The 26,108-nt window shown below is 64.5% G+C and carries 26 protein-coding genes; 15 read left to right on the top strand and 11 right to left on the bottom strand.

Annotated elements, in window-relative coordinates; all coding sequences use genetic code 11:
* The first annotated feature begins 58 nt into the window (after window positions 1–58).
* The 5 genes from tsaB (at window position 59) to DR039_RS02555 (ending at window position 5,131) form a co-directional block, all read left to right on the top strand.
* Window positions 59–769, top strand: a complete 711-nt coding sequence (gene tsaB, locus DR039_RS02575; RefSeq protein WP_111835814.1) for a tRNA (adenosine(37)-N6)-threonylcarbamoyltransferase complex dimerization subunit type 1 TsaB — start codon at window positions 59–61, stop codon at window positions 767–769.
* Window positions 766–1,380 carry a ribosomal protein S18-alanine N-acetyltransferase gene (gene rimI / locus DR039_RS02570; protein WP_229116742.1) on the top strand — a complete coding sequence of 205 codons (615 nt, stop codon included), beginning with the start codon at window positions 766–768 and terminating at the stop codon, window positions 1,378–1,380. Before tsaB ends, rimI begins: the two co-directional genes overlap by 4 nt.
* A 210-nt stretch (window positions 1,381–1,590) precedes the next feature.
* A complete protein-coding gene (locus DR039_RS02565) occupies window positions 1,591–2,343 on the top strand; it encodes a succinate dehydrogenase cytochrome b subunit (protein ID WP_111835812.1) in 753 nt (250 codons plus the stop codon).
* 17 nt (window positions 2,344–2,360) lie between these two features.
* Window positions 2,361–4,361, top strand: a complete 2,001-nt coding sequence (locus DR039_RS02560) for a fumarate reductase/succinate dehydrogenase flavoprotein subunit (RefSeq protein ID WP_111835811.1) — start codon at window positions 2,361–2,363, stop codon at window positions 4,359–4,361.
* Window positions 4,358–5,131 (top strand): succinate dehydrogenase/fumarate reductase iron-sulfur subunit, encoded by a 774-nt coding sequence (locus DR039_RS02555; RefSeq protein ID WP_111835810.1) that lies wholly within the window; start codon window positions 4,358–4,360, stop codon window positions 5,129–5,131. The genes DR039_RS02560 and DR039_RS02555 overlap by 4 nt, the downstream gene beginning before the upstream one ends.
* Before the next feature lie 88 nt (window positions 5,132–5,219).
* Here DR039_RS02555 and DR039_RS02550 read toward each other — a convergent pair whose 3' ends face one another.
* The gene (locus tag DR039_RS02550) at window positions 5,220–6,074 is read right to left on the bottom strand and encodes a TetR/AcrR family transcriptional regulator (protein ID WP_111835809.1); all 855 of its coding nucleotides are present in this window, start codon (window positions 6,072–6,074) and stop codon (window positions 5,220–5,222) included.
* 146 nt (window positions 6,075–6,220) lie between these two features.
* Between DR039_RS02550 and tsaD the strand changes: the two genes are divergently transcribed.
* A complete protein-coding gene (gene tsaD / locus DR039_RS02545) occupies window positions 6,221–7,267 on the top strand; it encodes a tRNA (adenosine(37)-N6)-threonylcarbamoyltransferase complex transferase subunit TsaD (protein WP_111835808.1) in 1,047 nt (348 codons plus the stop codon).
* Window positions 7,268–7,403: 136 nt separating this feature from the next.
* Here the strand turns inward: tsaD and DR039_RS02540 are convergent, their stop codons facing one another.
* Entirely contained in the window at window positions 7,404–8,666 is a 1,263-nt protein-coding gene (locus DR039_RS02540; RefSeq protein WP_170166911.1) for a class I SAM-dependent methyltransferase, read from the bottom strand.
* A gap of 35 nt (window positions 8,667–8,701) precedes the next feature.
* Between DR039_RS02540 and DR039_RS02535 the strand changes: the two genes are divergently transcribed.
* Both DR039_RS02535 and groES read left to right on the top strand, forming a co-directional pair.
* Window positions 8,702–9,472 carry a SanA/YdcF family protein gene (locus DR039_RS02535; protein WP_229116741.1) on the top strand — a complete coding sequence of 257 codons (771 nt, stop codon included), beginning with the start codon at window positions 8,702–8,704 and terminating at the stop codon, window positions 9,470–9,472.
* Window positions 9,473–9,763: 291 nt separating this feature from the next.
* Entirely contained in the window at window positions 9,764–10,060 is a 297-nt protein-coding gene (gene groES, locus DR039_RS02530) for a co-chaperone GroES (RefSeq protein WP_111835807.1), read from the top strand.
* Between the two features lie 96 nt (window positions 10,061–10,156).
* Here groES and DR039_RS02525 read toward each other — a convergent pair whose 3' ends face one another.
* The gene (locus tag DR039_RS02525; RefSeq protein ID WP_111835806.1) at window positions 10,157–10,480 is read right to left on the bottom strand and encodes a WhiB family transcriptional regulator; all 324 of its coding nucleotides are present in this window, start codon (window positions 10,478–10,480) and stop codon (window positions 10,157–10,159) included.
* Window positions 10,481–10,744: 264 nt separating this feature from the next.
* Between DR039_RS02525 and guaB the strand changes: the two genes are divergently transcribed.
* Window positions 10,745–12,265 (top strand): IMP dehydrogenase, encoded by a 1,521-nt coding sequence (gene guaB / locus DR039_RS02520; RefSeq protein ID WP_111835805.1) that lies wholly within the window; start codon window positions 10,745–10,747, stop codon window positions 12,263–12,265.
* Window positions 12,266–12,351: 86 nt separating this feature from the next.
* Here guaB and DR039_RS02515 read toward each other — a convergent pair whose 3' ends face one another.
* Window positions 12,352–13,107 (bottom strand): exonuclease domain-containing protein, encoded by a 756-nt coding sequence (locus tag DR039_RS02515; RefSeq protein ID WP_111835804.1) that lies wholly within the window; start codon window positions 13,105–13,107, stop codon window positions 12,352–12,354.
* Window positions 13,108–13,230: 123 nt separating this feature from the next.
* On the opposite strand from DR039_RS02515, the gene DR039_RS02510 reads away from it, so the two are divergent.
* The 4 genes from DR039_RS02510 to DR039_RS02495 all read left to right on the top strand — a co-directional run bounded on the left by DR039_RS02510 (window position 13,231) and on the right by DR039_RS02495 (window position 16,638).
* Window positions 13,231–14,367: a GuaB3 family IMP dehydrogenase-related protein gene (locus DR039_RS02510; RefSeq protein ID WP_111835803.1), complete on the top strand. Its 1,137-nt coding sequence runs from the start codon at window positions 13,231–13,233 to the stop codon at window positions 14,365–14,367.
* 164 nt (window positions 14,368–14,531) lie between these two features.
* Window positions 14,532–14,798 (top strand): HPr family phosphocarrier protein, encoded by a 267-nt coding sequence (locus tag DR039_RS02505; protein ID WP_111835802.1) that lies wholly within the window; start codon window positions 14,532–14,534, stop codon window positions 14,796–14,798.
* A 206-nt stretch (window positions 14,799–15,004) separates the two neighbouring features.
* Window positions 15,005–16,153: an ImmA/IrrE family metallo-endopeptidase gene (locus DR039_RS02500; protein ID WP_111835801.1), complete on the top strand. Its 1,149-nt coding sequence runs from the start codon at window positions 15,005–15,007 to the stop codon at window positions 16,151–16,153.
* Window positions 16,153–16,638 (top strand): DUF4411 family protein, encoded by a 486-nt coding sequence (locus DR039_RS02495; RefSeq protein WP_111835800.1) that lies wholly within the window; start codon window positions 16,153–16,155, stop codon window positions 16,636–16,638. Before DR039_RS02500 ends, DR039_RS02495 begins: the two co-directional genes overlap by 1 nt.
* A 172-nt stretch (window positions 16,639–16,810) precedes the next feature.
* Here DR039_RS02495 and DR039_RS11445 read toward each other — a convergent pair whose 3' ends face one another.
* A complete protein-coding gene (locus DR039_RS11445; protein WP_229116740.1) occupies window positions 16,811–16,903 on the bottom strand; it encodes a HipA domain-containing protein in 93 nt (30 codons plus the stop codon).
* Complete coding sequence (locus DR039_RS02490) at window positions 16,900–17,187, bottom strand: helix-turn-helix domain-containing protein (protein WP_111835799.1); 288 nt, start codon at window positions 17,185–17,187, stop codon at window positions 16,900–16,902. The genes DR039_RS11445 and DR039_RS02490 overlap by 4 nt, the downstream gene beginning before the upstream one ends.
* A gap of 195 nt (window positions 17,188–17,382) precedes the next feature.
* Between DR039_RS02490 and DR039_RS02485 the strand changes: the two genes are divergently transcribed.
* Window positions 17,383–18,027 carry a ribonuclease H family protein gene (locus DR039_RS02485; RefSeq protein ID WP_111835798.1) on the top strand — a complete coding sequence of 215 codons (645 nt, stop codon included), beginning with the start codon at window positions 17,383–17,385 and terminating at the stop codon, window positions 18,025–18,027.
* A gap of 84 nt (window positions 18,028–18,111) precedes the next feature.
* Here the strand turns inward: DR039_RS02485 and DR039_RS02480 are convergent, their stop codons facing one another.
* From DR039_RS02480 to DR039_RS02460, 5 genes are all read right to left on the bottom strand, one after another.
* Complete coding sequence (locus DR039_RS02480) at window positions 18,112–19,296, bottom strand: acetate/propionate family kinase (RefSeq protein WP_111835797.1); 1,185 nt, start codon at window positions 19,294–19,296, stop codon at window positions 18,112–18,114.
* Between the two features lie 94 nt (window positions 19,297–19,390).
* Window positions 19,391–21,445 carry a phosphate acetyltransferase gene (gene pta / locus DR039_RS02475; RefSeq protein ID WP_111835796.1) on the bottom strand — a complete coding sequence of 685 codons (2,055 nt, stop codon included), beginning with the start codon at window positions 21,443–21,445 and terminating at the stop codon, window positions 19,391–19,393.
* A 198-nt stretch (window positions 21,446–21,643) separates the two neighbouring features.
* Window positions 21,644–22,759, bottom strand: coding sequence for a LacI family DNA-binding transcriptional regulator (locus DR039_RS02470; protein ID WP_111835795.1), 1,116 nt, complete (start codon window positions 22,757–22,759; stop codon window positions 21,644–21,646).
* Window positions 22,760–22,902: 143 nt separating this feature from the next.
* Window positions 22,903–23,892, bottom strand: coding sequence for an inositol 2-dehydrogenase (gene iolG / locus DR039_RS02465; RefSeq protein ID WP_111835794.1), 990 nt, complete (start codon window positions 23,890–23,892; stop codon window positions 22,903–22,905).
* Window positions 23,893–23,922: 30 nt separating this feature from the next.
* Window positions 23,923–24,999: a transaldolase family protein gene (locus tag DR039_RS02460; RefSeq protein ID WP_111835793.1), complete on the bottom strand. Its 1,077-nt coding sequence runs from the start codon at window positions 24,997–24,999 to the stop codon at window positions 23,923–23,925.
* Between the two features lie 888 nt (window positions 25,000–25,887).
* Between DR039_RS02460 and DR039_RS11200 the strand changes: the two genes are divergently transcribed.
* Complete coding sequence (locus tag DR039_RS11200) at window positions 25,888–26,064, top strand: hypothetical protein (RefSeq protein ID WP_170166910.1); 177 nt, start codon at window positions 25,888–25,890, stop codon at window positions 26,062–26,064.
* The last annotated feature ends 44 nt before the right edge of the window (window positions 26,065–26,108 follow it).

Here is a 26,108-nt window from a genome sequence, read left to right as displayed (position 1 = left end):
GGCCAGGCGGCGTCACAGCGGTGCAGGAGATAAACCCGCCAAGGCCTAGGCTGGGGCCGTGCGCATAGTCTCCATCGACTCCTCCCTAGGAACCCAGCTGCTCGCCTGCGAGGCCGAGCTAGAGCAAGCGGCCAACGGCAGCAAACTGCGCGTCCTGGCGCGCCAAGAACAGTCCGACTCACGCCACCATGCGGAGTCGCTAGGCCCCATGCTGGCCAGTGTCCTGAACCAGCCAGAGGTCGCTGCGCAGCCGCTGGAAGCGGTAATTGCCGCTACCGGACCGGCTCCATTCACGGGCTTGCGCGCTGGCCTGGTGGCCGCCAGGGTGCTCGGACGCACGCGGGGCGTGCCGGTGCACGGGGTGCCAAGCCTCGACGCCGTGGCCCGCCTAGCGCTGGACCAGCTGCCAGAGGGAGCCACGGTGCTGGTGGCCACCGATGCGCGCCGCAAGGAGGTTTATGCCGCCCGCTATCGGGCAGCTGGGGCCGACGACGTCGAGCGGCTTGAGGATTTTCTGGTGGCGGCCCCCCAGCGGGCGCTGGAGCTGGGGGAGGCCGACGCCGTCGCTGGCTCCGGGGTGACGCTCCACCCAGAGCTCGCTCAGGGGCGCGAAGTGCTGGCGCCGGTCTCCGGTGACGCACTGACCCAGGTGCGGGTGGCGCTGGCTCGTCTAGCTCAGGCGCCCGCAGGCACGGTGCTGGACACAGAACCGCTGTACCTGCGGCACGCGGACGTACAGCTGCCCACCACCCGTAAGCGGGCCCTATGAGCAACTGGCGGCTGCGGCCCATGACACCTGCGGATCTGCCGCAGGTGGCGCAGTTGGAGCAGGAACTCTTCGGCGCGGAGGCCTGGAGTGAGCAGCTGCTGGCAGCTGACCTAGAGGCAGCCGCTGGCACTCAGGGGCCGGCGGATCGCAGTTACCTGGTGGCAGAGGTCGCGTCTTCTGCGGGGCCTGCCGGGCAGGATGCCATTAAGCAAGGCGCCGGCGAGCAGGTAGCTGTCGAGCAAGGCGCCGGCGAGCAGCCCGGAGAACTGATCGGCTATGCGGGCCTTTGGTACGGCGATGGCCGAGGTGACGCGGACCTGCTGACCATCGCGACTGTGCCCGCCTGGCGCCGCAAAGGGATTGGAAGTGCCTTGCTTGACGCCGCCGTCGAGATTGCGCGGCAAGCAGGCTGCAAGCACCTCCTGCTGGAGGTGCGCGAGTCCAACACCGGAGCACAGCGGCTGTACGAGTCCCGTGGTTTCAAAGGGCTAGGCCGACGGCGGAAGTACTACCTGCAGCCAGTTGAGGATGCGTTGGTCATGCGCTTGACGCTAGCTAAGAGCTCTAGGAATTGGCCCACAGCGGCATTACGAAATGGAGCAGAGGTCTGACCTATGCTGACGGCGCTGGAGCGCCTGTCAGAACCAACAAGCCCCGGAAGATTCGGCGTCAGCAATGGGAAACATGGCGGTCAAGGGCCGCAGGTCCGTTTCGTGCAGACAGGCGCGCACAGCAAGGCGCAGCGCTCCGGTTAACCTTCCGCCGTGGCCAAGACACTGACATCCAATAAGAAGAGGACCGCGTTCACCACGACGGTCTTCATGAAGCGCATGATGGCGATCTCCGGATTCGTCTTCCTATTCTTCGTTGCCTTCCACGCCTACGGAAACCTGCACTACTTCCAGGGCGAGGTCGAGTACGACCACTACGCAGTCTTCCTGCGCACCCTGCTGTCCCCGATCCTCCCCTACAGCGGATTCCTCTGGATCCTGCGCGTCGCGCTGCTGCTGTGCCTGGCTGCCCACGTCGGCAGCGCCTACCACCTGTGGGCGCGCAACAAGCGGGCGCGCGGCACCTCCAAGTACGCCGTGAAGGTCTCCAAGGCGGACTCCTACGCCTCCCGCTACGCCATGCGCACCATGCGCTGGGGCGGCACCTACCTGCTCCTGTTCATCATCCTCCACATCCTGCAGTTCACCACCCTGACCTTCACCCCGGGCAAGGAGTACGTGCACGGTCGCGCCTACTTCAACATGTACTGGGCATTCCAGCTGTGGTGGGTCTACCTGATCTACGTCCTAGCCCTCGTGGCCCTGTGCCTGCACCTGTGGCACGGTATTTGGTCAGCTTTGCAGACCCTGGGGGCCATCCGTAAGAACACCATCCCCGGTGTCCGCATCGTCGCCTTCCTGGTGGCTTTCGCGGTGTTCGCCTCCTTCATTGCGGTTCCCACTGCGATTCTGTTCGGCATGGTGGACGCCCCCATGCCCGACGCCACCTACTACCCGCAGCTGTGTGAGGCGGTCGGCTCTGCTGCCGAGCACGTCTCCCACTGCGCTGCGATGACCCACTGATCGAGAGCGAGTGAATGATGACTGAACTCATCGATGGCCTCTATAAGCTGGGCGACAAGGTCGCTGACACTAAAGCCCCCCACGACGTGCCCATCGCCCGCCGCTGGGAGCAGCGCAAGTTCAACGCGAAGCTGGTGAACCCCTCCAACCGCCGCAAGCTGGATGTGATCGTCGTCGGCTCCGGTCTGGCTGGTGGCGCTGCCGCCGCCTCCCTGGGCGAGCAGGGCTACAACGTGAAGTGTTTCTTCTACCAGGACTCCGCCCGCCGCGCCCACTCCATCGCCGCCCAGGGTGGTATCAACGCCGCGAAGAACTACCGCAACGACGGCGACTCCACTTACCGGCTCTTCTACGACACCGTCAAGGGTGGCGACTACCGCGCCCGCGAGGACAATGTCTACCGCCTGGCTGAAGTCAGCGCGAATATCATCGACCAGTGCGTGGCCCAGGGCGTGCCCTTCGCCCGCGAGTACGGCGGCCTGCTGGACAACCGCTCCTTCGGCGGCGTGCAGGTATCCCGTACCTTCTACGCCCGCGGCCAGACCGGCCAGCAGTTGCTGATTGGCGCCTACCAGGCCCTGGAGCGCCAGGTTGCGGCCGGCACCGTTGAGGAGTTCCGCCGTCACGAGATGGTTGAACTGATCCTCGTAGATGGCCGTGCCCGCGGCATCATTGCCCGCGACATGGTCACCGGTGAGTTGGAGACCCACTTGGCCGACGCCGTCATCCTGTGCACTGGCGGTTACGGAAACGTCTTCTTCCTGTCCACCAACGCCATGGGCTGCAACGGCACCGCGATCTGGCGGGCCCACCGCAAGGGCGCGTACTTCGCGAACCCCTGCTACACGCAGATCCACCCCACCTGCATCCCGCAGTCGGGCGACTTCCAGTCCAAGCTCACCCTGATGAGTGAGTCGCTGCGCAATGACGGGCGCATCTGGGTGCCCAAGAAGGCTGAGGACTGCGAGAAGGACCCGCGCACCATCGCCGAGGAGGACCGCGACTACTACCTGGAGCGCATCTACCCGGCCTTCGGAAACCTGGTGCCCCGTGACATCGCTTCGCGCCAGGCGAAGAACATGTGTGACGAGGGCCGCGGCGTCGGCCCCGCCATCAAGGAGCGGGACTCGGACGGCAATGAGCGCATGATGCGTCGGGGCGTCTACCTGGACTTCTCCGAGGCCATCGGCCGCCTGGGCAAGGACGCCGTCTCCGCCCGCTACGGCAACCTGTTCGAGATGTACCAGCGCATTACCGGCGACGACCCCTACGAGGTCCCGATGCGCATCTACCCGGCCGTGCACTACACGATGGGCGGGCTGTGGGTTGACTACGACCTGGAGTCCAATGTCCCGGGCCTGTACGTGGGTGGCGAGGCGAACTTCTCCGACCACGGCGCCAACCGCCTGGGTGCTTCCGCCCTTATGCAGGGCCTGGCCGACGGCTACTTCGTGCTACCGGATACGCTCAACGACTACCTGGCTGACATGCTGCGCCTGGGCAAGGTTGACCCCAATGCGCCGGAAATCGCAGAGGCTGAGGCCGCTGTCCAGGACCGCATCAACCGCCTGATGGCACTGCGCGGTACCCGCTCCGTGGACGACTTCCACATGGCTCTAGGCCGCATCATGTGGGAGTACTGCGGTATGGAGCGCCGTGACTCCGGCCTGCGCAAGGCGATCAAGATGATTCGCGAGCTCAAGGCCGAGTTCTGGCGTGACGGCCGCGTCACCGGTGAGCCGATGGAGCTCAACCAGTCGCTGGAGAAGGCAGGCCGTCTGCTTGACTTCTTCGAGCTGGCCGAGCTCATGTGCATCGACGCGCTGCACCGCCGCGAGTCCTGTGGTGGTCACTTCCGCGCCGAATCCCAGACCCCCGAGGGTGAGGCCCTGCGTCACGACGACGAGTTCCTCTACGTCGCGGCCTGGGAGTGGGGCGGCGAGGACCAGCCCCCGATCCTCCACAAGGAGGACCTCATCTACAACGACATCGAGCTCAAGCAGCGGAGTTACAAGTGAACATCAAGCTGAAGATCTGGCGCCAGAAGAACAAGAACACCAAGGGCCACTTCGAGGAGTACTCGATGTCCGGCGTCGAGGAGCACATGAGCTTCCTCGAGGTCCTGGACCTGCTCAACGAGCAGCTCTTCCAGGCCGGTCAGGAGCCGGTGGCATTCGACTCCGACTGCCGCGAGGGCATCTGCGGTCAGTGCGGTGTGGTCATCAACGGGCAGGCTCACGGGCCGATCCGCTCCACCACCTGCCAGCTGCATATGCGTCACCTGGCGGAGGACCCCTCCTTCAAGGACGGCTCCACCATCACGATCGAGCCCTGGCGCTCCACCGGCTTCCCGGTGCTGCGTGACCTCATCGTGGACCGCTCCGCCCTGGACCGCATCGTCCAGGCCGGTGGCTTCATCTCTGTGAACACGGGGGCTGCCCCGGACGCCCACGCGGCTCCGGTGCAGAAGGACAAGGCCGACGCCGCCTTCGAAGCTGCTGCCTGCATCGGCTGCGGCGCCTGCGTGGCCGCCTGCCCGAACGCCTCCGCCATGCTGTTCACCGGCGCGAAAGTCTCGCACCTGGGCCTGCTGCCGCAGGGCCAGCCCGAGCGCCTCAACCGAGTGGTCAATATGCTCAACCAGCACGACGAGGAAGGCTTCGGTGCCTGCACCAATATTGGTGAATGCGCCGCTGTTTGCCCCAAGTCCGTGCCACTGGAGGTCATCTCGCGCCTCAACCGCGACCTTGGTCGCGCCCTGTGGAAGGGCACCGTGGCGCATTCCTGACAGCAAAGGGCATGAGCCCGCTGCCAAGCAAAAGTTGGGGCGGTCACCGCTTGGTGGCCGCCCCAGCGGCGTCCGGGGCAGGGCAGTTTCAGGGAGTTGGCGCGCTGGGGGAGCTTTGGCCACTGGCCGGGCTGGAACCACTGCGGGCACTGCCAGCACTGCGGGCACTGGCGGCACTGTGGGAGCTAGTCGCGCTGCCGGCGCTGGCCCCGCTGCGGGCACTGCCAGCACTGCGCGCACTGCTGGTGCTGTAGGCACTGGCCGAGCTGGCACTGCGCGAGGCACTGTAGGCACTCTCAGCGGTGTCAGCGGAGCGCGGCACATGCGTGGCGACGCCGTCGATAATGATGCCGATCTTGCGGTGCAGCCAACCCAGCTCAGTCCAGTGGTGGCTGTTGTCCTGCGGATCCGGACTAACCGTCTCAAGCACTGACGCCGGCTTATCAGCGGCCTCTGCGGCTGCGGTCTCCCGCATGATTTCCACCTGCATATGGGTGGCCACCACCGTGTCCGCAATGAAATCCACCATCACCATGGCTTCCTCAGCAGGTAGACCACCCGCCTCCAAAGCGGCGCTAGAAGAAGCGATCGCGGGGGCAAAGGCCTGATAGGCCCACGGCGTCGACATAAGCACCCGAGCTAAACCTGGAGTTTCATCCAGCAACTGCCACATGAGTTCCCCAAAGAGCTGCGCCCCTTCCTCCCAGGGACCAGCCAGCGCATCAAAGTCCGCCAAAGAGTTCATGGCGATCCGCTCCAAGCAGGCTCGCAGCAGATCATCACGCGAGGCGATCACCCGGTACAGGGAAGAAGGCGTAACCCCCAGCTTCCCGGCCACACCCACCAGCGTGAAATCTGTGAGCCCTAGGGACAGCGCAGAATCCACGACCTCCGCCCGGGTCAGGCTGTGCCGAGTGCCGGTCTTGCGGTCTTTTCGCGCCATAAGTTCAATTTACCGGCGCCCCAATCACTTACCGCGCTTTGCAACCCGGGGAGTCGGCGCCCTCATCATGTGAGCCCGCTCAAAGCCAGCGCGGTCATCCCAGGCAGCGGGTGGGACGGGGAGCGCAGAGCGCTAGGCTGAATGCCGTGAGTGAAGCACTAATCCTTGGCATTGAGTCCACCTGTGATGAGACCGGCGTGGCTCTGGTGCACGGGGGCAGGCTGCTGGGAGACACCGTGGCCACCTCCATGGATGAATACGCCCGCTTTGGGGGGATCATCCCGGAGATCGCCTCCCGCGCCCATCTGCAGGCATTCCTGCCCACTCTCGACTCTGCTTTGGCCCAGGCCAGCGTGACTTTAGAACAGGTGGATGCCATAGCGGTATGTGCAGGCCCAGGCCTGATCGGTTCCCTAACCGTGGGCATTACTGCCGCCAAGACCCTGGCAGCTTCACTGGGTAAGCCCATCTACGGGGTCAACCACGTGATCGGCCACCTAGCCGTGGATGAACTGGTGGATGGCCCTCTGCCGGAGAGATTTATCGGCCTGATCGTCTCGGGTGGGCATTCCAATATTCTGTCCGTGGGGGATATCGCTCGCGACGTCGTCGAACTGGGCGGCACCCTAGACGACGCCGCTGGGGAGGCCTTTGACAAGGTGGGCCGACTGCTGGACCTGCCTTACCCGGGCGGCCCCCACGTGGACCGGCTCTCCCAGGCCGGAAACCTACAAGCCATCCGCTTCCCGCGCGGACTGGCAGCAGGCAAAGACAAAGAGCGTCACAAATACGACTTCTCCTTCTCCGGTTTGAAAACCGCCGTGGCCCGCTATGTGGAGGCCCTGCAAGACGCAGGTAAGGAAGTGCCCGCAGCTGACGTCTGCGCCGCCTTCTCCGAAGCCGTCAACGACTCACTAACCGCCAAAGCCGTACGCGCCTGCCAGGACACCGGCTGCAACACCCTAGTGGTGGGGGGTGGCTTCTCCGCCAATTCCCGCCTGCGTTCCCTGGCTGCTGAGCGCTGCGAGGCTGCCGGGATCACCCTGCGCCTGCCCCCACTGCGCTACTGCACGGATAACGGCGCCCAGATTGCCGCCATGGGAGCTGCTGCGCTGCGCTCGGGCGTGGCGCCCAGCCCCCTGGACTTCGCCCCTGACTCCGGCATGCCACTGGACCTGCCCGTCATCCACTGAGGCTTGTCACTGGCGGCGGCTCAGAGACGCCACCGATACCGCAGGCGCAGCAGCCATCGTTGCAATTGCAGTCAATCCTGCTGTGTGTTCAGCGGGTTGCAGGCGTCTATGCCGCCGCGGGTGACAGAACCCGCCGCTAGGCCGACTCCACCACCAGCACCAGGCCCTTGCGGGCAGCGCCAACGCGGGTGAGCACCCAGCTTTCAGTCGGCCCGTTCGCGCCACCGGGCAGACGCAGACTCGCTCGCAGCTGCTCGGGCACCACCTCCACCCCGCGCTTCTTGATATCCAGCCGTCCCAGCCCCAGTTGGCGGGCCCGCGCCTTGAGGGACTTCAGGTGCAGCGGCAGGACCTCGCGGATCCGCCAGGCCTGCAGGAAAGGCGTCAGCCGCTCCGGCAGGGGAGCGCTCCCGGTCAGGTAGGCGATCCTGTCACTCACCGGCTGCGCCTGGGCCTGCTGGCCCAGATGCGCCACCAAGCCCGCCCTAATCGCAGCCCCGTCAGGCTCAAATAGATACTCACCCAGGTGGGCGGGGGAGGCGATGGGCTCTGCCTGTGTGGGGGCCGCCGCAGGGTCTGTGCACTCGGGGTCGCGCAATATATGCGTGCTCGCAGTGTCTGGCTGGCCGTTTTGTCCTGCACCGGCCAGCACTAGCGCACTGCGACCGGGCCCCTCAAGTGCCAGCGGGCCGCACCACAAGCCGGCCTCTACGACGTCGCCCCCGACGCTGACCCACTGTGCATGGCAGTCAGATGGGATGGCGGCATGGTCCAAGCCCGGAGCCACCTTCACGCCGACGGCGGCCACTTGCTCCCGCAATGCCAGCACCTGGGATAGGGGCGGCGCCCACTGCTCAGGATTAGTGATGCGCTTGCCGCCCTGGCGCCTAGCCGGGTCTGCGAATACTGCGTCCACGCCTGCTGCGGCCAGATCCACCGTCAAAGCATCCGCACAGATCGCCTGTGCGTGGGGGAAGGGCATCAGGTTGACGGTGGCTAGGGCCGCAGTGGCCTCATCGCGCTCAACTGCCAGCACCGGCAGGTCCAAACCTGCGAAGGCAACGGATTCCCCGCCGATCCCACAGCCCAGATCGGCGACTTTTTTCACGCCCGCCTGCAAGTAGCGCTGGGCGTGGTGGGCGGCGACGGCGAGCCGGGTGGCTTGCTCCAGGCCATCAGGCGTGAAGAGCATCTTGGAAGCAAAAGGTCCGAATTTGCTTTGAGCGCGAGCCCGCAGCCGTTGCTGGGTCAGCGCTGCCGTGACCAGCTCGGGGGAGTAGCCTTGGGCGCGCAGGGATTCACCCAGGCGCAGCGCGCTGGCCTCGTCATAGGGCGGCAGTGAGTCCAAAAGGGCCCAGCCTTGCGGCGTGAGCAGGGGGGCGAGGGCAGTGGCATCCATCGCTGGCATCATTTCACGGCGGTACGGTTCGTGCTGTGACCACCAGCCCAAGCACTGCGCCCCGCCCGGACGAGAGCAGCGCCCCCAGCGGGAATCGGCGCGCCGCCGGCAATGTGCAGAGCCGGCCCGGCACCCGCCGACTGAGCAAAGCGCTGGGCGTGCTGCTGCTTTGCGGGGCCTTGGTGCTAGCTGGCGTGAATCTCTGGGGATTCTTGGGTTCGGCGGGGCGCATTAGTGAGCTTGGGGCTGCGGATGACACGCGCAGCGCTCCGGTGGCGATTGTGCTGGGGGCAGCGGTGCGCCCCAATGGGACGCCGTCGCCCTGGCTGGCTTATCGGCTGGACGCGGCTGCGCAGCTGTACCGGCAGGGCCGCGTGGAGGCGATTCTGGTCTCGGGGGACAACCGAGCAGTCGACTATGACGAGCCCACCACTATGGCGCGCTACCTGCGGAAGGTAGGGGTGCCGGAGCAGGCCATTGCGTTGGATTACGCGGGCGTTGACACGCGCGCCACCTGTATCCGCGCTAAGCAAGTCTTTGGGGTTGAGTCGGCACTGCTGGTGACTCAGGACTTCCACCTGGGTCGGGCCGTGACGCTGTGCCGCCGCGCCGGGGTGGATGCCTACGGCGTCGCCGATACGCGGGCGCAGGCGAACCGAGCGCAGTGGGTATGGTCTTGGCTGCGGGAGCGCTTGGCGCTGGTGAAGGCGGCCTATGAGGAGCTGCGTGGGGAACCGCCGCTGCTGGGACCACATGAGGTGAGTGTGGAAGAGGCGGTGGCTTGGACGCGGGCGCAGCGCGGCTGAGCTGAGCAGTGGGCGACGTCTAGGCGTGCCAACTAACTCGGCCACAGCGGGCCCGTAGCGCGCCAGGGTGCACGCCTTAGGCGAACCCGACCCCCGGGATTGGCACTCGCGTTGACTGAGTGCTAACCGCGTCGTAGATTTTTCATTAGACGCAGGAGTGCGGGAACCAACCGTAAGCCTGCGGCTTGTGCCCTGTGGCTCTGACTGACCCCCGCGACGGCAGCCGGAAGCTGAGGGGCGCGATCCCAACAGTCGTTACACACGCTAACTAGCGAGAAGGGGAGGTCCGAAGTGTCGGTCTCCATCAAGCCGCTCGAGGACCGCGTCGTCGTCCAGACGGTCGAGGCAGAGCAGACCACCGCATCCGGTCTCGTCATCCCGGGCACCGCCCAGGAGAAGCCCCAGGAGGGCAAGGTCGTGGCCGTGGGCCCCGGCCGCGTTGACGACAACGGCAACCGTGTCCCGGTGGACGTCGCCGAGGGTGACCTGGTCATCTACTCGAAGTACGGTGGCACCGAGGTGAAGTACCTGGGTGAGGAGTACCTCATCCTGTCGGCGCGCGACATTCTCGCCGTCGTCACCAAGTGAAAGCAGAGGGGCAGTTCCAACAGAACTGATCCCCGCAGACAGTCGCCCCGGCCCGGTTGGGCTGGGGCGACTGTGCGTATGGGCTGGGTGGCAAACTCAGGCGGCAGACTCGGCCACGGCGGGGCGAGCGCTGTAACGGTTGGCGGACTGGTCGGCCAAGGCGGCCCGGCGGTCCTCCTCACTCATACCGCCCCAGACGCCGTAGGGCTCGTTGACGCGCAGCGCGTGCTCGCGGCACTGCTCTATTACCGGGCAGTTAGCGCACAGTTGCTTGGCCTGAATATCTCGGTTGCGGCGGGCGGAGCCGCGCTCGCCCTCCGGGTGAAAGAACATCGAAGCGTCAGCACTCCGGCAGGCGCCGCGAACCTGCCACTCCCACAGTTCTGCCACGGGTCCGGGAAGTTGGGCGATCGCCAGCATCGGGATTCCTTTCGTGTGGGGCACCGCAGCGCGCCCCAAGGGTGGGGAGAGGAGAATGACGCAAGCGTAATTCAAGTAACAGCCTAATATCAATGCAGTTACGAACCTGTATGGGTCACGTCTTGTCAGGAGGACGTGGGGGCAGTCCCGTGCTGCTGGTCACTATTTCAATAGTCCTGGAGTGGAATCCTGCCCGCGCCAATGGAGGCGGTTGTCTCTTGGCCGCGGTTAGGCGGCAGTGGCGGCGCACCATACGATGGGCCTGTGAGTGACGCGATCAGCAACCCAGACCTGTACGCCCCCACCGGACTTACCTACGACGACGTGCTCCTGCTGCCCAGGCTCACCGACGTCATCCCCTCAGAAGTAGATACCTCCTCCCGCCTGACCAAGCGCATAACCCTCAAGGTGCCGCTGCTGTCCGCCGCCATGGACACCGTCACGGAATCTGAGATGGCGATCGCCATGGCCCGCCAGGGCGGCATCGGCATCCTGCACCGCAATCTCTCCATTGAGGAGCAGGCCCAACAGGTTCGCCGCGTCAAGCGCTCCGAGTCCGGCATGGTCTCCGACCCGGTCACCGTGGGCCCGGAGGCCACCATTGCCCAACTGGATGAACTGTGCGGCCACTACAAGGTCTCCGGCCTGCCCGTCGTGGACGATTCCAGCAACCTAATCGGCATCATCACCAACCGCGACCTGCGCTTCGTGCCGCCGGAGCAGTGGTCCACCATGACGGTGCGCGAATGCATGACCCCGCGCGAGCGCCTGGTCACCGGCAAGGTGGGCATTTCCCGTGAGGACGCCAAGGCGCTCCTGGCTCAGCACCGTGTGGAGAAGCTACCGATCGTTGACGACGCCGGGCACCTAACCGGTCTGATCACCGTCAAGGACTTTGTTAAGACAGAGCAGTACCCCAGTGCCACCAAGGATTCCCAGGGGCGCCTGGTGGTTGGTGCCGCCGTCGGCTACTGGGGCGACACCTGGGAGCGTGCGGGCGCCCTGGCTGAAGCCGGGGTGGATGTGATCGTGGTGGACACCGCGAACGGTGGCGCCAAGCTGGCCCTGGAGATGATCTCCCGCATTAAGACTGACCCAGCTTTTGCTGGCATTGAGGTGATTGGTGGGAATGTGGCCACCCGTGAGGGCGCGCAGGCGCTCATTGACGCCGGGGTCGACGCCGTGAAGGTGGGGGTGGGCCCGGGCTCCATCTGCACCACCCGCGTAGTTGCTGGCGTAGGCGTACCCCAGGTCACCGCCGTCTACGAGGCTGCCCGAGCCTGCACACCCGCCGGAGTGCCGCTGATCGCCGACGGTGGCCTGCAGTACTCCGGGGACATTGCCAAGGCCATTGTGGCGGGCGCCAGCACAGTGATGCTGGGCTCACTGCTGGCCGGCTGCACCGAATCCCCCGGTGACCTGGTGTTTGTCAACGGCAAGCAGTGGAAGCGATACCGGGGGATGGGATCCCTGGGAGCTATGAGCTCGCGCGGCCGCAAGTCCTACTCCAAGGACCGCTACTTCCAGGCGGATGTCTCCTCAGACTCCAAGATCGTGCCCGAGGGCATTGAGGGGCAGGTCCCCTTCTCCGGCTCGCTGGGGGACGTGGTTTACCAGCTGGTGGGTGGGCTGCACCAGTCCATGTTCTACGTGGGGGCGCGCACCATTGAGGAGCTCAAGGCCAATGGGCAGTTCGTGCGCCTGACTGCGGCCGGCCTCAAGGAGTCTCACCCGCACGATGTGCAGATGACTGTGGAAGCCCCCAACTACTCGGGCCGGGGCTGAGCCTCAAAGCCAGCGCTTAGACGGCCTCGCCCTAGCCTGCACCGGCTGGGGCGAGGCCGTCGTCGTAAAAATTGCGGGCCTAGGGCTTAGAGGTTTTCTGGCAAGGGCCAGGCGGGATCGACGTCGGGCTGGCGGCCCTTGGACTCCAACCAGCGATTGAAGGACTCCGCCCAGGTGCGGTGGGCTTGCGCCTGCCAAGAGACCAGTTCCTCCAGCCGGAGACGACGCAAACTCTGGTGCTTGCGCGCCATCGCCTCCAGCACATCCAAAGTGGCGGCCACATCCACCTCAGCGGTGTGTAGCTCCTCCGGCACGCTTACGCCATAGACCACCGCCAGGTCCGCCAAAGTCCGCTTGCCCTTGCGCCAACGGTCCAGCGCACGGTCTAGCACCAGCGGGTCAGCCACCGGGCCTAGCTCGCGGCCCAAGCGCTCGCGCAGGGTGGGCAGGCCGTGGCGGGCGAGCTCAGATTCCATGATCGTCAGGTCAAAGTAAGTATTGAAGGCGATTACCGGAATGTCTTGCTCCATAGCTGAGACCAAGCGCTCGGCCACCTCCTGCAGCACCTCAATGACTGGGCGTCCCTCGGTCTGCGCCTGTTCAGTGGTGATGCCGTGAATCGCCGAGGCCGAGGCGGGAATCTCCACGCCTGGGTTAGCCAGCCAGGTGCTTACTGTTTCCGCGCGTGTGCCGTCAGCTTGCAAGGGGCCCCGCTCTATTAGGGCGGCTGTCACCAGGCGGTCAGAGAGGGCGTAAACACCAGTGGTTTCCGTGTCGAAGCCAAGCAGAGGGCCGTCGACCCAGGAAGCAGAGGTACCGGAAGGCTGCGCGTCAATGCTCATGGCCTTGAGTCTGCCATCGACCCCTGACAGCTTTCCAAGGAATGGCCCGCATGCCGCCGGCAGGACCTGAGAACAAGGACTTGCTAGGGCTGCAGGGGGAGGGTGAGCGCATACCATCAGCCCATGAGCGGTGAGATTGAGATTGGGCGTTCCAAGCGTGCGCGCCGGGCCTACTCCTTTGACGATATTGCGCTGGTGCCGGCTCGGCGCACCCGTGACACTGAGGAGGTCCGCGTCGGCTGGCAGCTAGATGCCTACCACGTGGATTTGCCCGTCATGGGGGCCCCTGCCGACTCCGTAATGAGCCCCGAGAACGCCATCATTGTTGGCCGTCTGGGCGGTATCGGGGTGTTAGACCTGGAAGGCCTGTGGACTCGTTACGAGGACCCCGCCCCGGCCCTGGAACGCATCCGCGACGCCCGTCCCGAGCAAGCCACCCGCGTGCTCCAGGAGGTGTACTCCGCCCCCATCCAGCCGGAACTCATTACCGCTCGCCTGCAGCAGGTGCGTGAGGCGGGCGTCGTCGTCGCTGGGCGCTTAAGCCCCGCCCAGACCCAACGCCACTGGCGCACCGTGGTGGAGGCGGGAGTGGAACTCTTTGTTATTCGCGGCTCTGTGGTTTCAGCCGAGCATGTTTCTGGCTCCACTGAGCCGCTTAACCTCAAACGCTTCACCTATGAGCTGGACGTGCCGGTGGTGGTTGGCGGCGTCACCACCTACACCGCCGCACTCCACCTCATGCGTTCGGGAGCTGCCGCGGTCCTCGTTGGTCAGGGCGGTGGAGCCTCCTCCTCCATACGCCAGGTACTGGGGCTGCATATGCCCATGGCTACCGCTGTGGCTGACGTCGCCGCTGCCCGCCGCGACTTCCTGGACGAGTCCGGGGGCCGCTATGTGCATGTGGTGGCCGACGGTTCGGTGGGCAACTCTGGCGACGTCGTAAAAGCTATCGCCTGCGGGGCCGACGCCGTCATGCTCGGCGCCGCCCTGGCCCGCGCCAGCGAGGCGCCCGGTGGCGGCTACCACTGGGGCGCCGAAGCCCGCCACGCCAGCCTCCCTCGCGGCTACCGCTCCTACGTGGGCACCGTGGGCACTATGGCGGAGATTCTTACCGGCCCCTCAGACCGGGCTGATGGCACCTTGAACTTAATGGGGGCTCTGCGGCGTACCCTGGCCACCACCGGCTACTCGGACGTGAAGGAGCTGCAGCGCGTGGAAGTGGTGCTGGCTCCCTATGAGGGCACTCGCCCGCATGCCTGAGTGCCGCTTTGGCCCCGCAAGTCATCTCTCAGGCATGCCCGGCACCGGCTACCTTCCGGTAGGGTTAGGCCTGAAAGTTCAATGATGTCCACGAGGCGTCCGGCCCCGTGACAACAGTGGATCGACAACCCGCCGTCCCACACCAGACTCACAAGGAGCAGAACATGGCTCAGGTCAACGCCACCATCGCCTCCAAGGTCGGCCTCCACGCCCGCCCTGCCGCCACCTTCGTCAAGGCCGTTGCCGAGAAGGGCATCAAGGTCACCATTGCCAAGGAGGGCGGCGCTCCGGTTGACGCTTCCTCCATCCTGGGCATCATGACCCTGGGTGCTGGCTTCGGCGACGTCGTCACCCTTTCCTCTGAAGACGCAGGCTGCGAGAAGGGTCTGGAGGAGCTCAAGGCTCTGCTGGAAACCGACCTGGACGCCTGATCCCAGGCCACAAGCGCTAATAGCAAAGGCCGAGGGGCGTGCACCATAGGGTGCGCGCCCCTCGCTGCATCTAGCCTTCAAGGAATGGGGTAGTTGAGGAATCCCCTAGATGTCGGGCATAACAAAGGCGCTCCACCTGACTGTAAGATCTTTAGTGGCAGTACTAGGGGCGTGGCCGCTGCATATCCAGTAGCAGAGGAGAAGGCATGACGACTGTCCAGGTTGATGTCGCACCCGCCCTGCTGCGCTGGGCCGTGAGACGGGCACGTTGGGACGAAGAGACTGCTACCAGTCGCGAGCCCAAGCTCGACGCCTGGATCAACGGGACCTCGCGTCCGACCCTAAAGCAGTTGGAGAAGTTTGCTGCCAAGACCCATACTCCTTTCGGGATGCTCTTCCTGCCTGAGCCTCCGGTCGAGGACATCCCCATCCCAGATATGCGGACCATCCATGACGCTGGAGTGTGCGAGCCGTCGGCCAACCTGCTTGAGACGATCTACCTCTGTCAAAGGCGCCAAGACTGGTATCGCGAGGATGCTTTGGAATCGGGGGCAAGCACGCTCGGCTTTGTAGGGTCCGCAACGTTATCGACTCCGACGGCCGCTGCCGCAAAGCGCATCCGTGACGCGCTAAAGCTGGACGAACGGTCTGTGACCGGCTGGGCCGATGCCATGACCGATCTCATCAAGCGAGCCGAGGCCATCGGTGTCCTGGTTATGGTTAACGGAATCGTTGGCTCGAACACGCATCGCAAGCTCGATCCAGAGGAGTTTCGGGGCTTCGCTCTCGCCGATGACATCGCTCCGCTGGTCTTTGTCAACGGGGCAGACACTAAGGCGGCACAGCTTTTCACGCTCGTCCATGAACTTGCCCACCTGTGGCTAGGGCACAGTGCCTTGTCTGACATTGCCAGCATTGCAGGTAGCGAAAAGCAGGAAGAGCACTGGTGCAATGAGGTGGCTGCTGAGGTGCTCGTACCCTTGGACTCGCTCCGATCGGAGTGGACAGGGACCCTAGGAGAGGATGAACTGAATAGGCTGGCTTCTCACTACAAGGTCAGTACTCTCGTCGTGCTCGCCAGGCTCCGGGACGCCGGGAAGCTTTCTTGGGATGAGTATCTGCTCCGGTATGACGCTGAGCGTCACCGAGTCAGGGAGCTCATACGGCCTTCGATGGGCACAAGGGGCGGGAACCACTACAACAATCAGATCCGGCGGCTCGGGCGACCTTTCACCCGGGCAGTGGTGTTCTCCGCCTTGGAAGGACGGACGACATACCGGGACGCATATCGGCTACTTGGGACGACGACACACTCGACCTTTGAAGGCTTGGCGGAAAAAGTAGGAGTGGCGTGATGTACCTCGTTGACGCCAACGTCCTTATCGAGGCGAAAAACCGCTACTACGCCTTCGACATAGCGCCTGGGTTCTGGGATTGGCTTAGCCAGGCATATGGCGAGGGCAGAGTGTTTAGCATCGACGCCGTCCGCAAGGAGATCCTCCAGGGGGAGGATGAGCTCAGTCAGTGGGCGAAGATACATCGTGAGTTCTTCCATCCACTAGACCAGAAGACCACACCGTTTTTCTCTAAACTCTCCATCTGGACGCAGTCCCAAAACTTCACACCTGCAGCACGTGATGCCTTTACTGCAGAGGCTGCGGACTATCTCCTTGTTGCCTTTGCGGCAGCCCACGCATGCACGGTAGTTACCCATGAAACTGCCGGATCGGGCTCTCGCAAACGAGTGAAGATCCCGGACGCCTGTAAGGCCCTTGACGTCAAGTGTGTCAACACCTTTGAAATGCTTCGCCGTACCGGAGTCAGCCTTGCGTTGGCCTGATACCCACAGAACCCAGTAAAGGGGCCGCGGTTTGTCAGACCGTTAACTGCTCGCAAGCCTGCTGGGGTATTCGGTCAGAAGCTCGTCTGGACCAGCGCCAGTCCACAGCGCCCTTTGTGTCTCAGCGCGCTCTTGGCTCAGGTTATTGCTCTAGCGGCGGTGAGTAGTGCCTCTAGGCGAAGAAACCGTGCTTGCGGAGGTGGTCGTCCGTGTTACCCAGGGCGACACTCGCGATGACGCGGTCGAAGACCTCTACGGTGGTCATCGTGCCCGCTTCTTCGTAAGGTTTGCGGCCCGCAGCCGTCCGATGTCGCTGCTGAGCGGATCAATTGCCTCGACGGCCTGATCGAGCGTGCCGAGGGCGCGCAGAACCTGCATCACGCTGCCAAAACGCACCCCGGGATCGCCTGTCTCGATCTTGCGCAGGGTATCGCGTGTGATATCGGCCCGCTCAGCGACCTGCTGGGCGGTTAGCCCCAGCACCATGCGCCAACCGCGCACATGCTCGCCAAAGCTTTTGAGTTGCCTGTCGAGCTTGTATCCGGCCATGGCACCTCCACTCTCCTGTGGCGACAATATACGCCATATCGCGAAGATGCGGCGAAATTTGTCGTCATTGAGTTTTCGGAGCTACAAGGCTGCTTCGAGCGGCAGCGGCGAGCAGCCAGCCGGGCATCGGGGCCAAGGAGCCCGCGCGGGAATGCCACATTATGGGCATGCAGCTGGTCGGTATGATCCAGGACCATGACGATTATTGCGGCGGCAGATGGCTCCGCCCTAGGCAACCCAGGCCCCGCCGGTTGGGCCTGGTACGTGGATGAGAACTGTTGGGCAGCTGGAGGTTGGCCTGAGTCCACCAATAACCGCGGGGAACTAACCGCTGTCCTGGAACTATTGCAGGCCACCGCTCACACGGGAGAAGACCTCCTGATCCAAGCGGACTCGCAGTACGTCATCAACTCCCTGACCAAATGGCGTCATGGCTGGAAAAAACGCGGCTGGCGCAAAGCTGACGGCAAGCCCGTCCTCAACGATGACCTAATGAAGCAGCTTGACGCTGCCCTGGCCGGACGCGTGGTGCATTTTGAGTGGGTTCGCGGGCATGTGGGGCACCCCATGAATGAGGCCGCAGACACTCGCGCGCGCGGCGCCGCCACCGCCTACCAGCGCGGCCTGGCCGTGCCCAGCGGCCCCGGCTGGACGCGTGGAGGAGGCGGAAGCACCGACCCCAGCCCTAGGAAGGCGACGACGGCGTCGACTCCCGCCAGTCCGGCTAGCAGCCGGCAAGCAGTGGTGCCAGGGGCGACGGCGGCCCGCCGCGCCCAACTACGAGCGCAACAAGAAGCGGCAGGCACGGCGTCGCCACCCCAAGTGGACACGCTGTTCTAAGGGCGCTGTAAAAACGACCGTGTTCCTGTGCCCGCACAGGGAAGGCACAGGAACACGGCCAGTAGGAGCACCAGCAGGAGCAGCTCAGATGAGGGTGAGAGCCTGGCGGGCGATAGCCAGCTCCTCATTGGTGGGCAGCACCGTGACAACCACCGCAGAGTCCGGCGTGGAGATAGTCACCGGGTCGCTGGAGTGCGTGCCATTGGCCGCCTCATCCACCTTGATCCCCAGGAAGGACAGGCGCTCGCACAGTTCGGCACGCAGCCGCTTGTCATTCTCACCAATGCCAGCGGTGAAAGTGATGGCGTCCAGGCCACCCATTACGGCGGTGTAGGCACCCACATACTTCACCAGACGGTGCAGGTAGATATTCATGGCGTCGCGCGCCTGCTGGTCACCGGCGTCGATCAGCTTCCAGACCTCACGCATATCCTGCTGGCCGGTCAGACCCTTCATGCCAGACTCGCGGTTAAACAGGTGGTCGATCTCGTCCACGTTCATGCCGGCCACGCGCACCAGGTGGAAGACAGCAGCCGGGTCGATATCGCCGGTGCGGCCACCCATAACCAGGCCCTCCAGCGGGGTAAGCCCCATGGAAGTGTCGACGGCGTGGCCTCCCACCACGGCGGAAACGGAGGCGCCGTTGCCCAGGTGCAGGACGATCTGCTTGAGGTCATCGCGGCCCAGACGCTTGGAGATCTCCTGGGAGACGAACTGGTGACTGGTGCCGTGCGCGCCGTAACGCCGGATGGAGTACTTGTCCGCGATCTCGCGGTTCAGGCCGTAGCGGGCGGCTTCTTCCGGCAGGTCCTGGAAGAAAGCGGTGTCAAAAACCACCACCTGCGGGATATCCGCCATGAGCTTGCGAGCCACTTCGATGCCCTTGAGGTGGGCGGGGTTGTGCAGCGGGCCTAGCGGCACCAGCTCCTCGATTTTGGCGACGACGTCGTCATTGACCAGGGCCGGGCCGGAGAAGTAACGACCACCCTGCACGACCCGGTGGCCCACCGCCACGATATTCGCCTCAGAGAGCTTGGGGCCCTGCTCCTCGAAGAGACGCAGCACCTCAGACAGGCCGAAGCCATGGTCCGGGACGGGCAGTTCCAGGTAGGTCTTCTCGGTGCCGTGCTTGTGGGTGATCGCGCCGATCGTGTCGCCGATGCGCTCCACCAGGCCGGAGGCCAGGCCCGCACCCGAGTCAGGGTCCACGAGCTGGTACTTAATGGAGGAGGAACCGGAGTTGATGACAAGGACAGTACGTGTGCTCACGCGCTTGGTCTTTCTGCTCTGAGGTGTTCTACGTGTGTTTGAAATTAGTGGCGGGGTTAGCGCCACAGTTAGGCAGCGCCAACCCCGATAGGGCTCAGTTCTGAGCCTGGACGGCGGTGATAGCCACCGTGTTGATGATGTCTTCCACCAGTGCGCCGCGGGAAAGGTCGTTTACCGGCTTGTTTAGGCCCTGCAGCACGGGGCCGACGGCGATGGCGCCGCTGGAACGCTGCACTGCCTTGTAACCGATATTTCCGGAGGACAGGTCCGGGAAGATGAAGACGGTGGCTTTGCCGGCCACTGCCGAGTCGGGGGCCTTCTTGGCAGCAACGGTCGGGTCGATTGCGGCGTCGTACTGGATGGGGCCCTCCACCGCGAGCTCGGGAGCTTTGGTGCGGACGAGCTGCGTGGCCTCACGGACCTTGTCCACATCAGCGCCCTGGCCGGAAGTCCCGGTAGAGAAGGAGAGCATCGCTACGCGCGGCTCCACACCGAACTGGCGGGCAGTTTCAGCGGAAGAGATTGCGATATCAGCGAGTTGCTCGGCGGTGGGCTCAGGGTTGACCGCACAGTCGCCGTAGACCAGTACCCGGTCCTCCAGCAGCATGAGGAACACGGAAGAGACGATGGAGGTGCCCGGCTTGGTCTTGATGATCTGGAAAGATGGGACAATCGTGTGGGCGGTGGTGTGGGCCGCGCCAGAGACCATGCCGTCGGCGTCACCCATATGCACCATCATCGTGCCGAAGTAGGACACATCCTGGACCTTCTCACGGGCCTCCTCCAGCGTGACGCCCTTCTTGGCGCGCAGGCGGGCGAACTCCACGGCGTACTTCTCCAGCAGCTCCGGGTCGGAGGGGGAGACGACGCGAGCATCAGCAATATTCAGGCCCAGCTCGGCAGCACGTGAACGAACCGTGGTCTCCTCACCAAGTAGGACCAGCTGAGCGATGCCGCGGCGCAGGATGGCGTCAGCGGCCTGCAGGACGCGGTCGTCGTCGGGCTCCGGCAAAACGATCGTGGCGGGGCGGGCCTTGGCATGCTCCACCAGCTCGGCTTGGAACATGATGGGGGTGACCACCTTGGAGGGCTCCACTTCCAGGGCCGCCATAAGGGAGGCGACGTCGGCTTCCTGTTCGAAGGCGGTGATGGCCACATCCAGCTTGTGCTTGGAAGCAGTGGCCAGGTAGCCCTTGACAGAACCGGCGGCTGAGGCGGCGGCAAAAGTGTCCAGCGGTGAGGTGATGATGGGCAGAGTGAGGTTTAGGCCCTTGATGATGCTCAGGGCGTGTGGAGGCACGTCGAAGCCACCGTTTAGCACTAGGCCGGAGAGCGTGGGGAAGGTGGAGGAGGCCTGGGCCGCTGCCAGGGAGATCAGGACGGCGGTCCGATCGGCCGGCACGATGACGAGCTGCCCCTCTTTGAGGTGGTCCAGGAGGTGGGAGACATCCATAGCACCGATGAGCACGGACTCCGCTTCGCGTTCCAGCAGGGCCGGGTCACCTGAGATGAGGGTGCCGTCAACCGCGGTGAGGACCTCCCCGACTGCAGGGGCAGAGAGCAAGGGGACCTCGGGGAGAGTGGAGGTGGTGACGCCTGCGATGCCCCCCAGGGCTGTAGCAATGGCCTGGCGGGACTCCAGGGGGCAGCGGTTGGCTAGGACAGCGGCGGTGTGGCCCAGGTTGTCAGAAATCTCCGCCATGGAGACCTCGACGCTGGCGCGCACATCCTCTGGGGTGCCGACGCCGGAGACCACCAGGAGCATGGGGGCCCCAATATTGGCGGCGACCTTGGCGTTGAAGGACAGCTCGGGGTTGCCAGCGACGTCGGTGAAGTCTGAGCCGTCGATAACGACCACGTCATGCTCGCGCGCCACGGCACGGTAAGCCTCGACGATCTTGGGCAGTGCCTCTTCAGGATTGGCGTGGAACTCGTCCCAGGTCACACCTAGGCACTGCTCAGCGGGCAGGGAGGAGCCGGAGCGGGCTAGAAGTAGGTCCAGGAAGCCGTGCTCCGTGCGTGAGTTTACGAAAGGCCGGAAGACACCCACCTTGGCTACGACTTTGGCCAGTACGGTGACCAGGCCTAGGGCCACGGTCGACTTTCCGGTTCCGGCGTTAGGAGAGGCGATGTAGATGCTTCGCGCCACAGTGTGCTTCCTTCTTTTGGCTTCCGGTTTAGGCGGCAGTGCGGGTGCCGGGATCCTCCGGCGGTCCGCATGCCAAGTCTGCCCCCGCAAAGGCAATGGGACCTACGTCTTGAGACATTGACCCTGTGGCAACACGCACATCTAGCTGCCTTGAGGGGATGCTCGGAGGGCACCTGTGGCGGCTTGCTGCCCGGTGGCTCAGGCTGCTGGAGCCATCGTGGAGGAGCGGATTACCAAAGTGGGCTCAAGCATTACGTGCCTATGGGGTGCGCGCCCGCCAGCCACCTGCGAGACCAGTTCCAAGCCTTGCTCAACCAGGGCAGGCACGTTCTGCCGCACAGTCGTTAGTCCCAGGGCCTCACCGGTGGAGCTGCCGCCGCTGCCAGCGTCGTCAAAGCCTGTAACGGAGACCTCCTCCGGCACACGCAGTCCCGCTGAACGTAGCACATGCGTGGCCGCCAGGGCACAGGAGTCATTGGCCGCGAGCAGCACAGTGGGGCGCTGAGGCAGTTTCAGGAAGGCGTGGGCGGCCTGTACGCCCGCCAATCCGTCATAGCTGCCGACCTCCAACTCCACGGCGTCGATTTTGCAGGCGGCAGCGGCTGCAAGCGTGGCTTTGGCTCGCACCTCGCCACTGCGGCGCCCTGCCACCCGCATCACGGCGATCCGCTGGTGGCCCAGTGCCGCCAGGTGGGCCACCAAGCTGCGCATGCCAGCGGCGTCGTCAGTGTGCACAGAGGAGGCGATGTTTTCTGCCATATAGGGTGCGTAGGCACCGATAAAGGCGGCAGGCATGCGCGTCAGCAGGGCTGCCGCCGAGGCATCCACCGGAGCAGAGGAGATCAGGAAGACTGAGCTGACGCGTTGATCCTCAAGGGTGCGCAGAGCGCGAGCCAGCGGCACCATGGGTGAACTCATAGTCAGCACCAAGTCGTGGCCGCGGGACACTACCGCCTCATGGGCGGTCTCCAGCACCTGGGCGGTGAAGGGGTCGTGCCCATCAAAGACCACGCCCACCAGCCCCTCCGTGCCCGCCCGCAGACGCCGGGCGTTTAGGTCCGGGGTGTAACCGAGTTCGGTGGCGGCCGCGAAGACTTTGGCCCGGTTAGCAGGTGAGGCGCCCGGCTTGCCGCGCATGACCAGTGAGACCAGTGCCCGGGAGACGCCAGCGCGACGGGCTACATCCACCATCCTGACGCGGCCAGGTACGGAGGCCCGTCTTGTTTGCTCCGGGCTCTGCGTGGAAGGCAGTGCGCTTGGGGCGTTGGGCCGTGAGGTGGGTCGCTCGTCAGCGGAGTGCTGTAAGGACGACATTTTTACAGACTAACTGGGGGAGGATGCTAAAGCGGTTCAACCTGAGCAGGACCAGCCGATGCGCCGAGGGCCTATTGGCGGAGGGCCTGAGCGCCCCGGCGGGTGCTCAGGCCCTCCGCTATGACCAGGGCTGGCGCTGCAACTCAGCCGAGCTTGACCGGTTGGCCGGTGTGGGCCGACTCGGTGGCAGCTTCCGCCAGAGCAAGGGCAGCGATTGCGTCCGTCATCGTGGTTGGCGTGGGCTGGCCCTGCTCCACGGCCTCAATGAAAGCAGACAGTTCCAGCCGGTAGGCCTCCGCGTAACGCTCCAGGAAGAAGTCCAGGTAGGGTTCCTGGGCGTCTGTGACCTCCGCATTGGATAGGCGCACTGTGGTGGCCCGAATGTTCTCTGCGAATAGGGTGCCCTCGGAGCCGGAGGCCTCTAGGCGCTGGTCGTAGCCGGAGGCGCAGTGGCGGTTGTTGATAATCGTGGCCACTGCACCGCTGGCCGCACGCAGGGTGACGACGGCGGCGTCGAAGTCACCGGCCTCCTTGATGGCGGGGTCCAGGTTCTGGCCGACGGAGTGCACCTCAGTGACATCCCCCAGGAAGAAGCGGGCCATGTCAAAGTCGTGGATAGTCATATCGCGGAAAATGCCGCCAGAGACCTTCACATACTCCACGGGCGGAGCCGCCGGGTCCCGGGAGATGATTGTCAACTGCTCAAGCTGGCCGATTTTGCCTGCTTTCATGGCGGCGTGCACCGCGTTGAAAGAGGGGTCAAAGCGCCGGTTGAAGCCGAACATGACCGGGGTGGTCACGGCATCCAGCTCAGCTTGGGCGGCTTGGACATCCTGCATATCCAAGGCGATGGGCTTCTCACACAGCACGGCTTTGCCAGCTTTGGCAGCAGCTAGCAGGTGGGGGATGTGCAATGGTGTGGGTGAGCCGACGACGACGGCGTCCACCTGTGCGTCAGCAAATACCTCCTCCGCGTCCTTGCAGGCGCGGGCGCCGTACTGGCTGGCGAGGGTCTGAGCGGCGTCGCCCATGGGGTCGCAGACGAGCGTGAGCTTGGCGCCCGGGTGGGCAGCTACGGTTTTGGCGTGTACCTGGCCGATGCGGCCGGCGCCGATGATGGCGATGTTGAGCATTGCTTGGATTCCTGTCTGTGGGTGGGGCGCTCAGGGCTGGGGCATGATGACGTCGCGTACCAGGGCGTCCAGGTCGGCGTCGGCCTGGAGGAAGCCCCGCAGGGTGCGCACGGTGGCACCAAAGGTGTCGAAGTCCTCCACGCTCAGGCCCCCGGGCTCGTAGGCGCGGCGGAACTCGGGGATGGATTCGAGGGTCTGCATGATCTCAGGGGCTACGGGCACGTCGATCTTGGGGACCACCTTGTAGTCAGAGTCATTGATGAGCTTTTGCCACTTGAAGGGTGGGGAGACCACTAGGTCGCCACCAACTAGCTCAGACCAGTGCATGACATTGCGGAATGCTGCAGACAGCAGGCGGGCGCGGATACCCCGGGCCTGGAGCTCCTGGTAGGCGCGCTTCATGGCGGCCACACCCGCCCACTCCAGGTGGCCTGGGTCCAGGAACAGGTTGTCCCGCTTGGCCACGATCTTGATCCAGTCGTCCAGGCGGCCACCCATGAGGGTGATGACCGGGCCCATGGTGGAAATGTCCTGGCCTTCTGCTTCGCGGCGCTTGAGTCCCCGCTCAATGGCCTCACCGGCGGCGAGCACCTGAGAGACGGTGAAGGAGACGGTTACGTTGACTGATACACCCCGGTAGGTGGCGTCTTCAATGGCGGCGATGCCGGTCTTGGTGGCGGGGATCTTGACGACGATATTCGGGGCCAGCTTGGAGAACTCCTCGGCCTGGTCGGCCAGGGCCTTGGCGCTGCGGGCTAGGCGCGGGTCAGTCTGCACTGAGAGGCGGCCGTTGCGGCCCTGGTGCTCCGCGAAAATGTCTTCGTATAGCTTGGCGCCCTCAATTGAGAGCTCGCGTACCACCTGCCAGCCGATCTCCGATTCGGTGGCCTCCGGCATCTCCTCAGCGAGCTCTGCGATGCGCGGCAGCCAGCGCTCCTTCTTCTGGTTGATGCAGGTGAAGGCGATGGCGGGGTTGCAAGTGGCGCCTACGCCGCCGTAGGAGATGGACTGGCGCAGCTCGTCTGGGTCCGCGGAGTCGTTCCACAGGGCTGTCGGCGTGGTGCGGGAGGCCTCTAGTAGGGGGCCGGGGGTGTACTCAATGCTCATCAGCGTGCTCCTGAGTCAGGTCATCCGGTTGGCCTCGTTGCCGCCCGGTCCTGGTCTCAATTGAATCCGCAGCACCCGCCCCTGTCAACTAATTGTCTGGACAAAGTCTATTTGCTTGTGGTGGTGTCAGGCTTTGTTAGGGACTCAGCGTCCGGGGGCAGAGTGGGTGCGAGGCCTTCCGTATTGCGGTCGGCGAGCTGCCGCGTGGTGGGTTGCCGCCATGTCTTTGATAGAACTCAGCACTTGCTGGGATGAGAGCGTCTTGGGCTGCTCCGGGTCCAGTTGGGGCGCTTGCCGTGGGGATTTTTGCTGGGACAGGTCAGATAAGTCTGGGCTCCGGTATGTGCGCGTGTTTCCGTTCCTGTCCACGTGTTCCACCAGGGTGTGTGGGCCCTGTATCCGGTGTACCACCAAGAGGTCAGCCTGCGTGAAGCTCTTTGTGTGTGCAGCGAGCTTGTGGGTGATGCGGGCATTCTGCGTGCACCGGCATACCTCACCATCTTGGGTCTCTTGAAACATGCTCGCCACCGCGTTTCGGGGCGTGAATCGAGCTCTGGAGTCCCCGACAGAACGCGGCCTCGCCCATCTCTGAAAAGCTCCCTGCTCACACGCCTCTCGTGGCGTGTCAGCGGCCACGACTACCACCTGCCCATACCGGGCAGCCTCAAGCTCGCGCAATAGGCGCGGCCCCTGACCCCAGGTTGGGGAATCCATCCACTGCAAGGTCCCCTCGATCTTGATGTCAAACTTGCGCTCAATTAGGTCGATCCGTACCAGGTCGGCGGTGTTGGTTGACATCTGGTGGACCAAGGTCGCCAGCTCTCCTCGAGCCAAGGGTTTTCCGTCGGCTAGGACGCCAGGGGTTTGTGTTTTTACCAACCTGTCCCAGTGTGCTCCAGCCTGCTCCAACAGCATCGGGTCTACCTCAAGCCCTGCAACTCGGTGTCCCAGCAGCACCTGCTTGATATCGTCAGCATCTACGGTGGTGAAACCATGTTCGTCCAGACCCAGGCGCTCAGCTTTTTGCCTGCCAAGCGCTTGCCCAGCGAGCTCGACCGCTCGTGACTTACCAGCCCCTGGTGCCCCGGCCATAATGATCGCCCGTCCAT

This window comes from Actinomyces bovis (assembly GCF_900444995.1).
In the GTDB taxonomy this organism is placed as follows: Bacteria; Actinomycetota; Actinomycetes; order Actinomycetales; family Actinomycetaceae; genus Actinomyces; species Actinomyces bovis.
The sequence above is the reverse complement of the archived record's forward strand: the minus strand, read 5'-3'. Positions and strand labels throughout refer to the sequence as shown.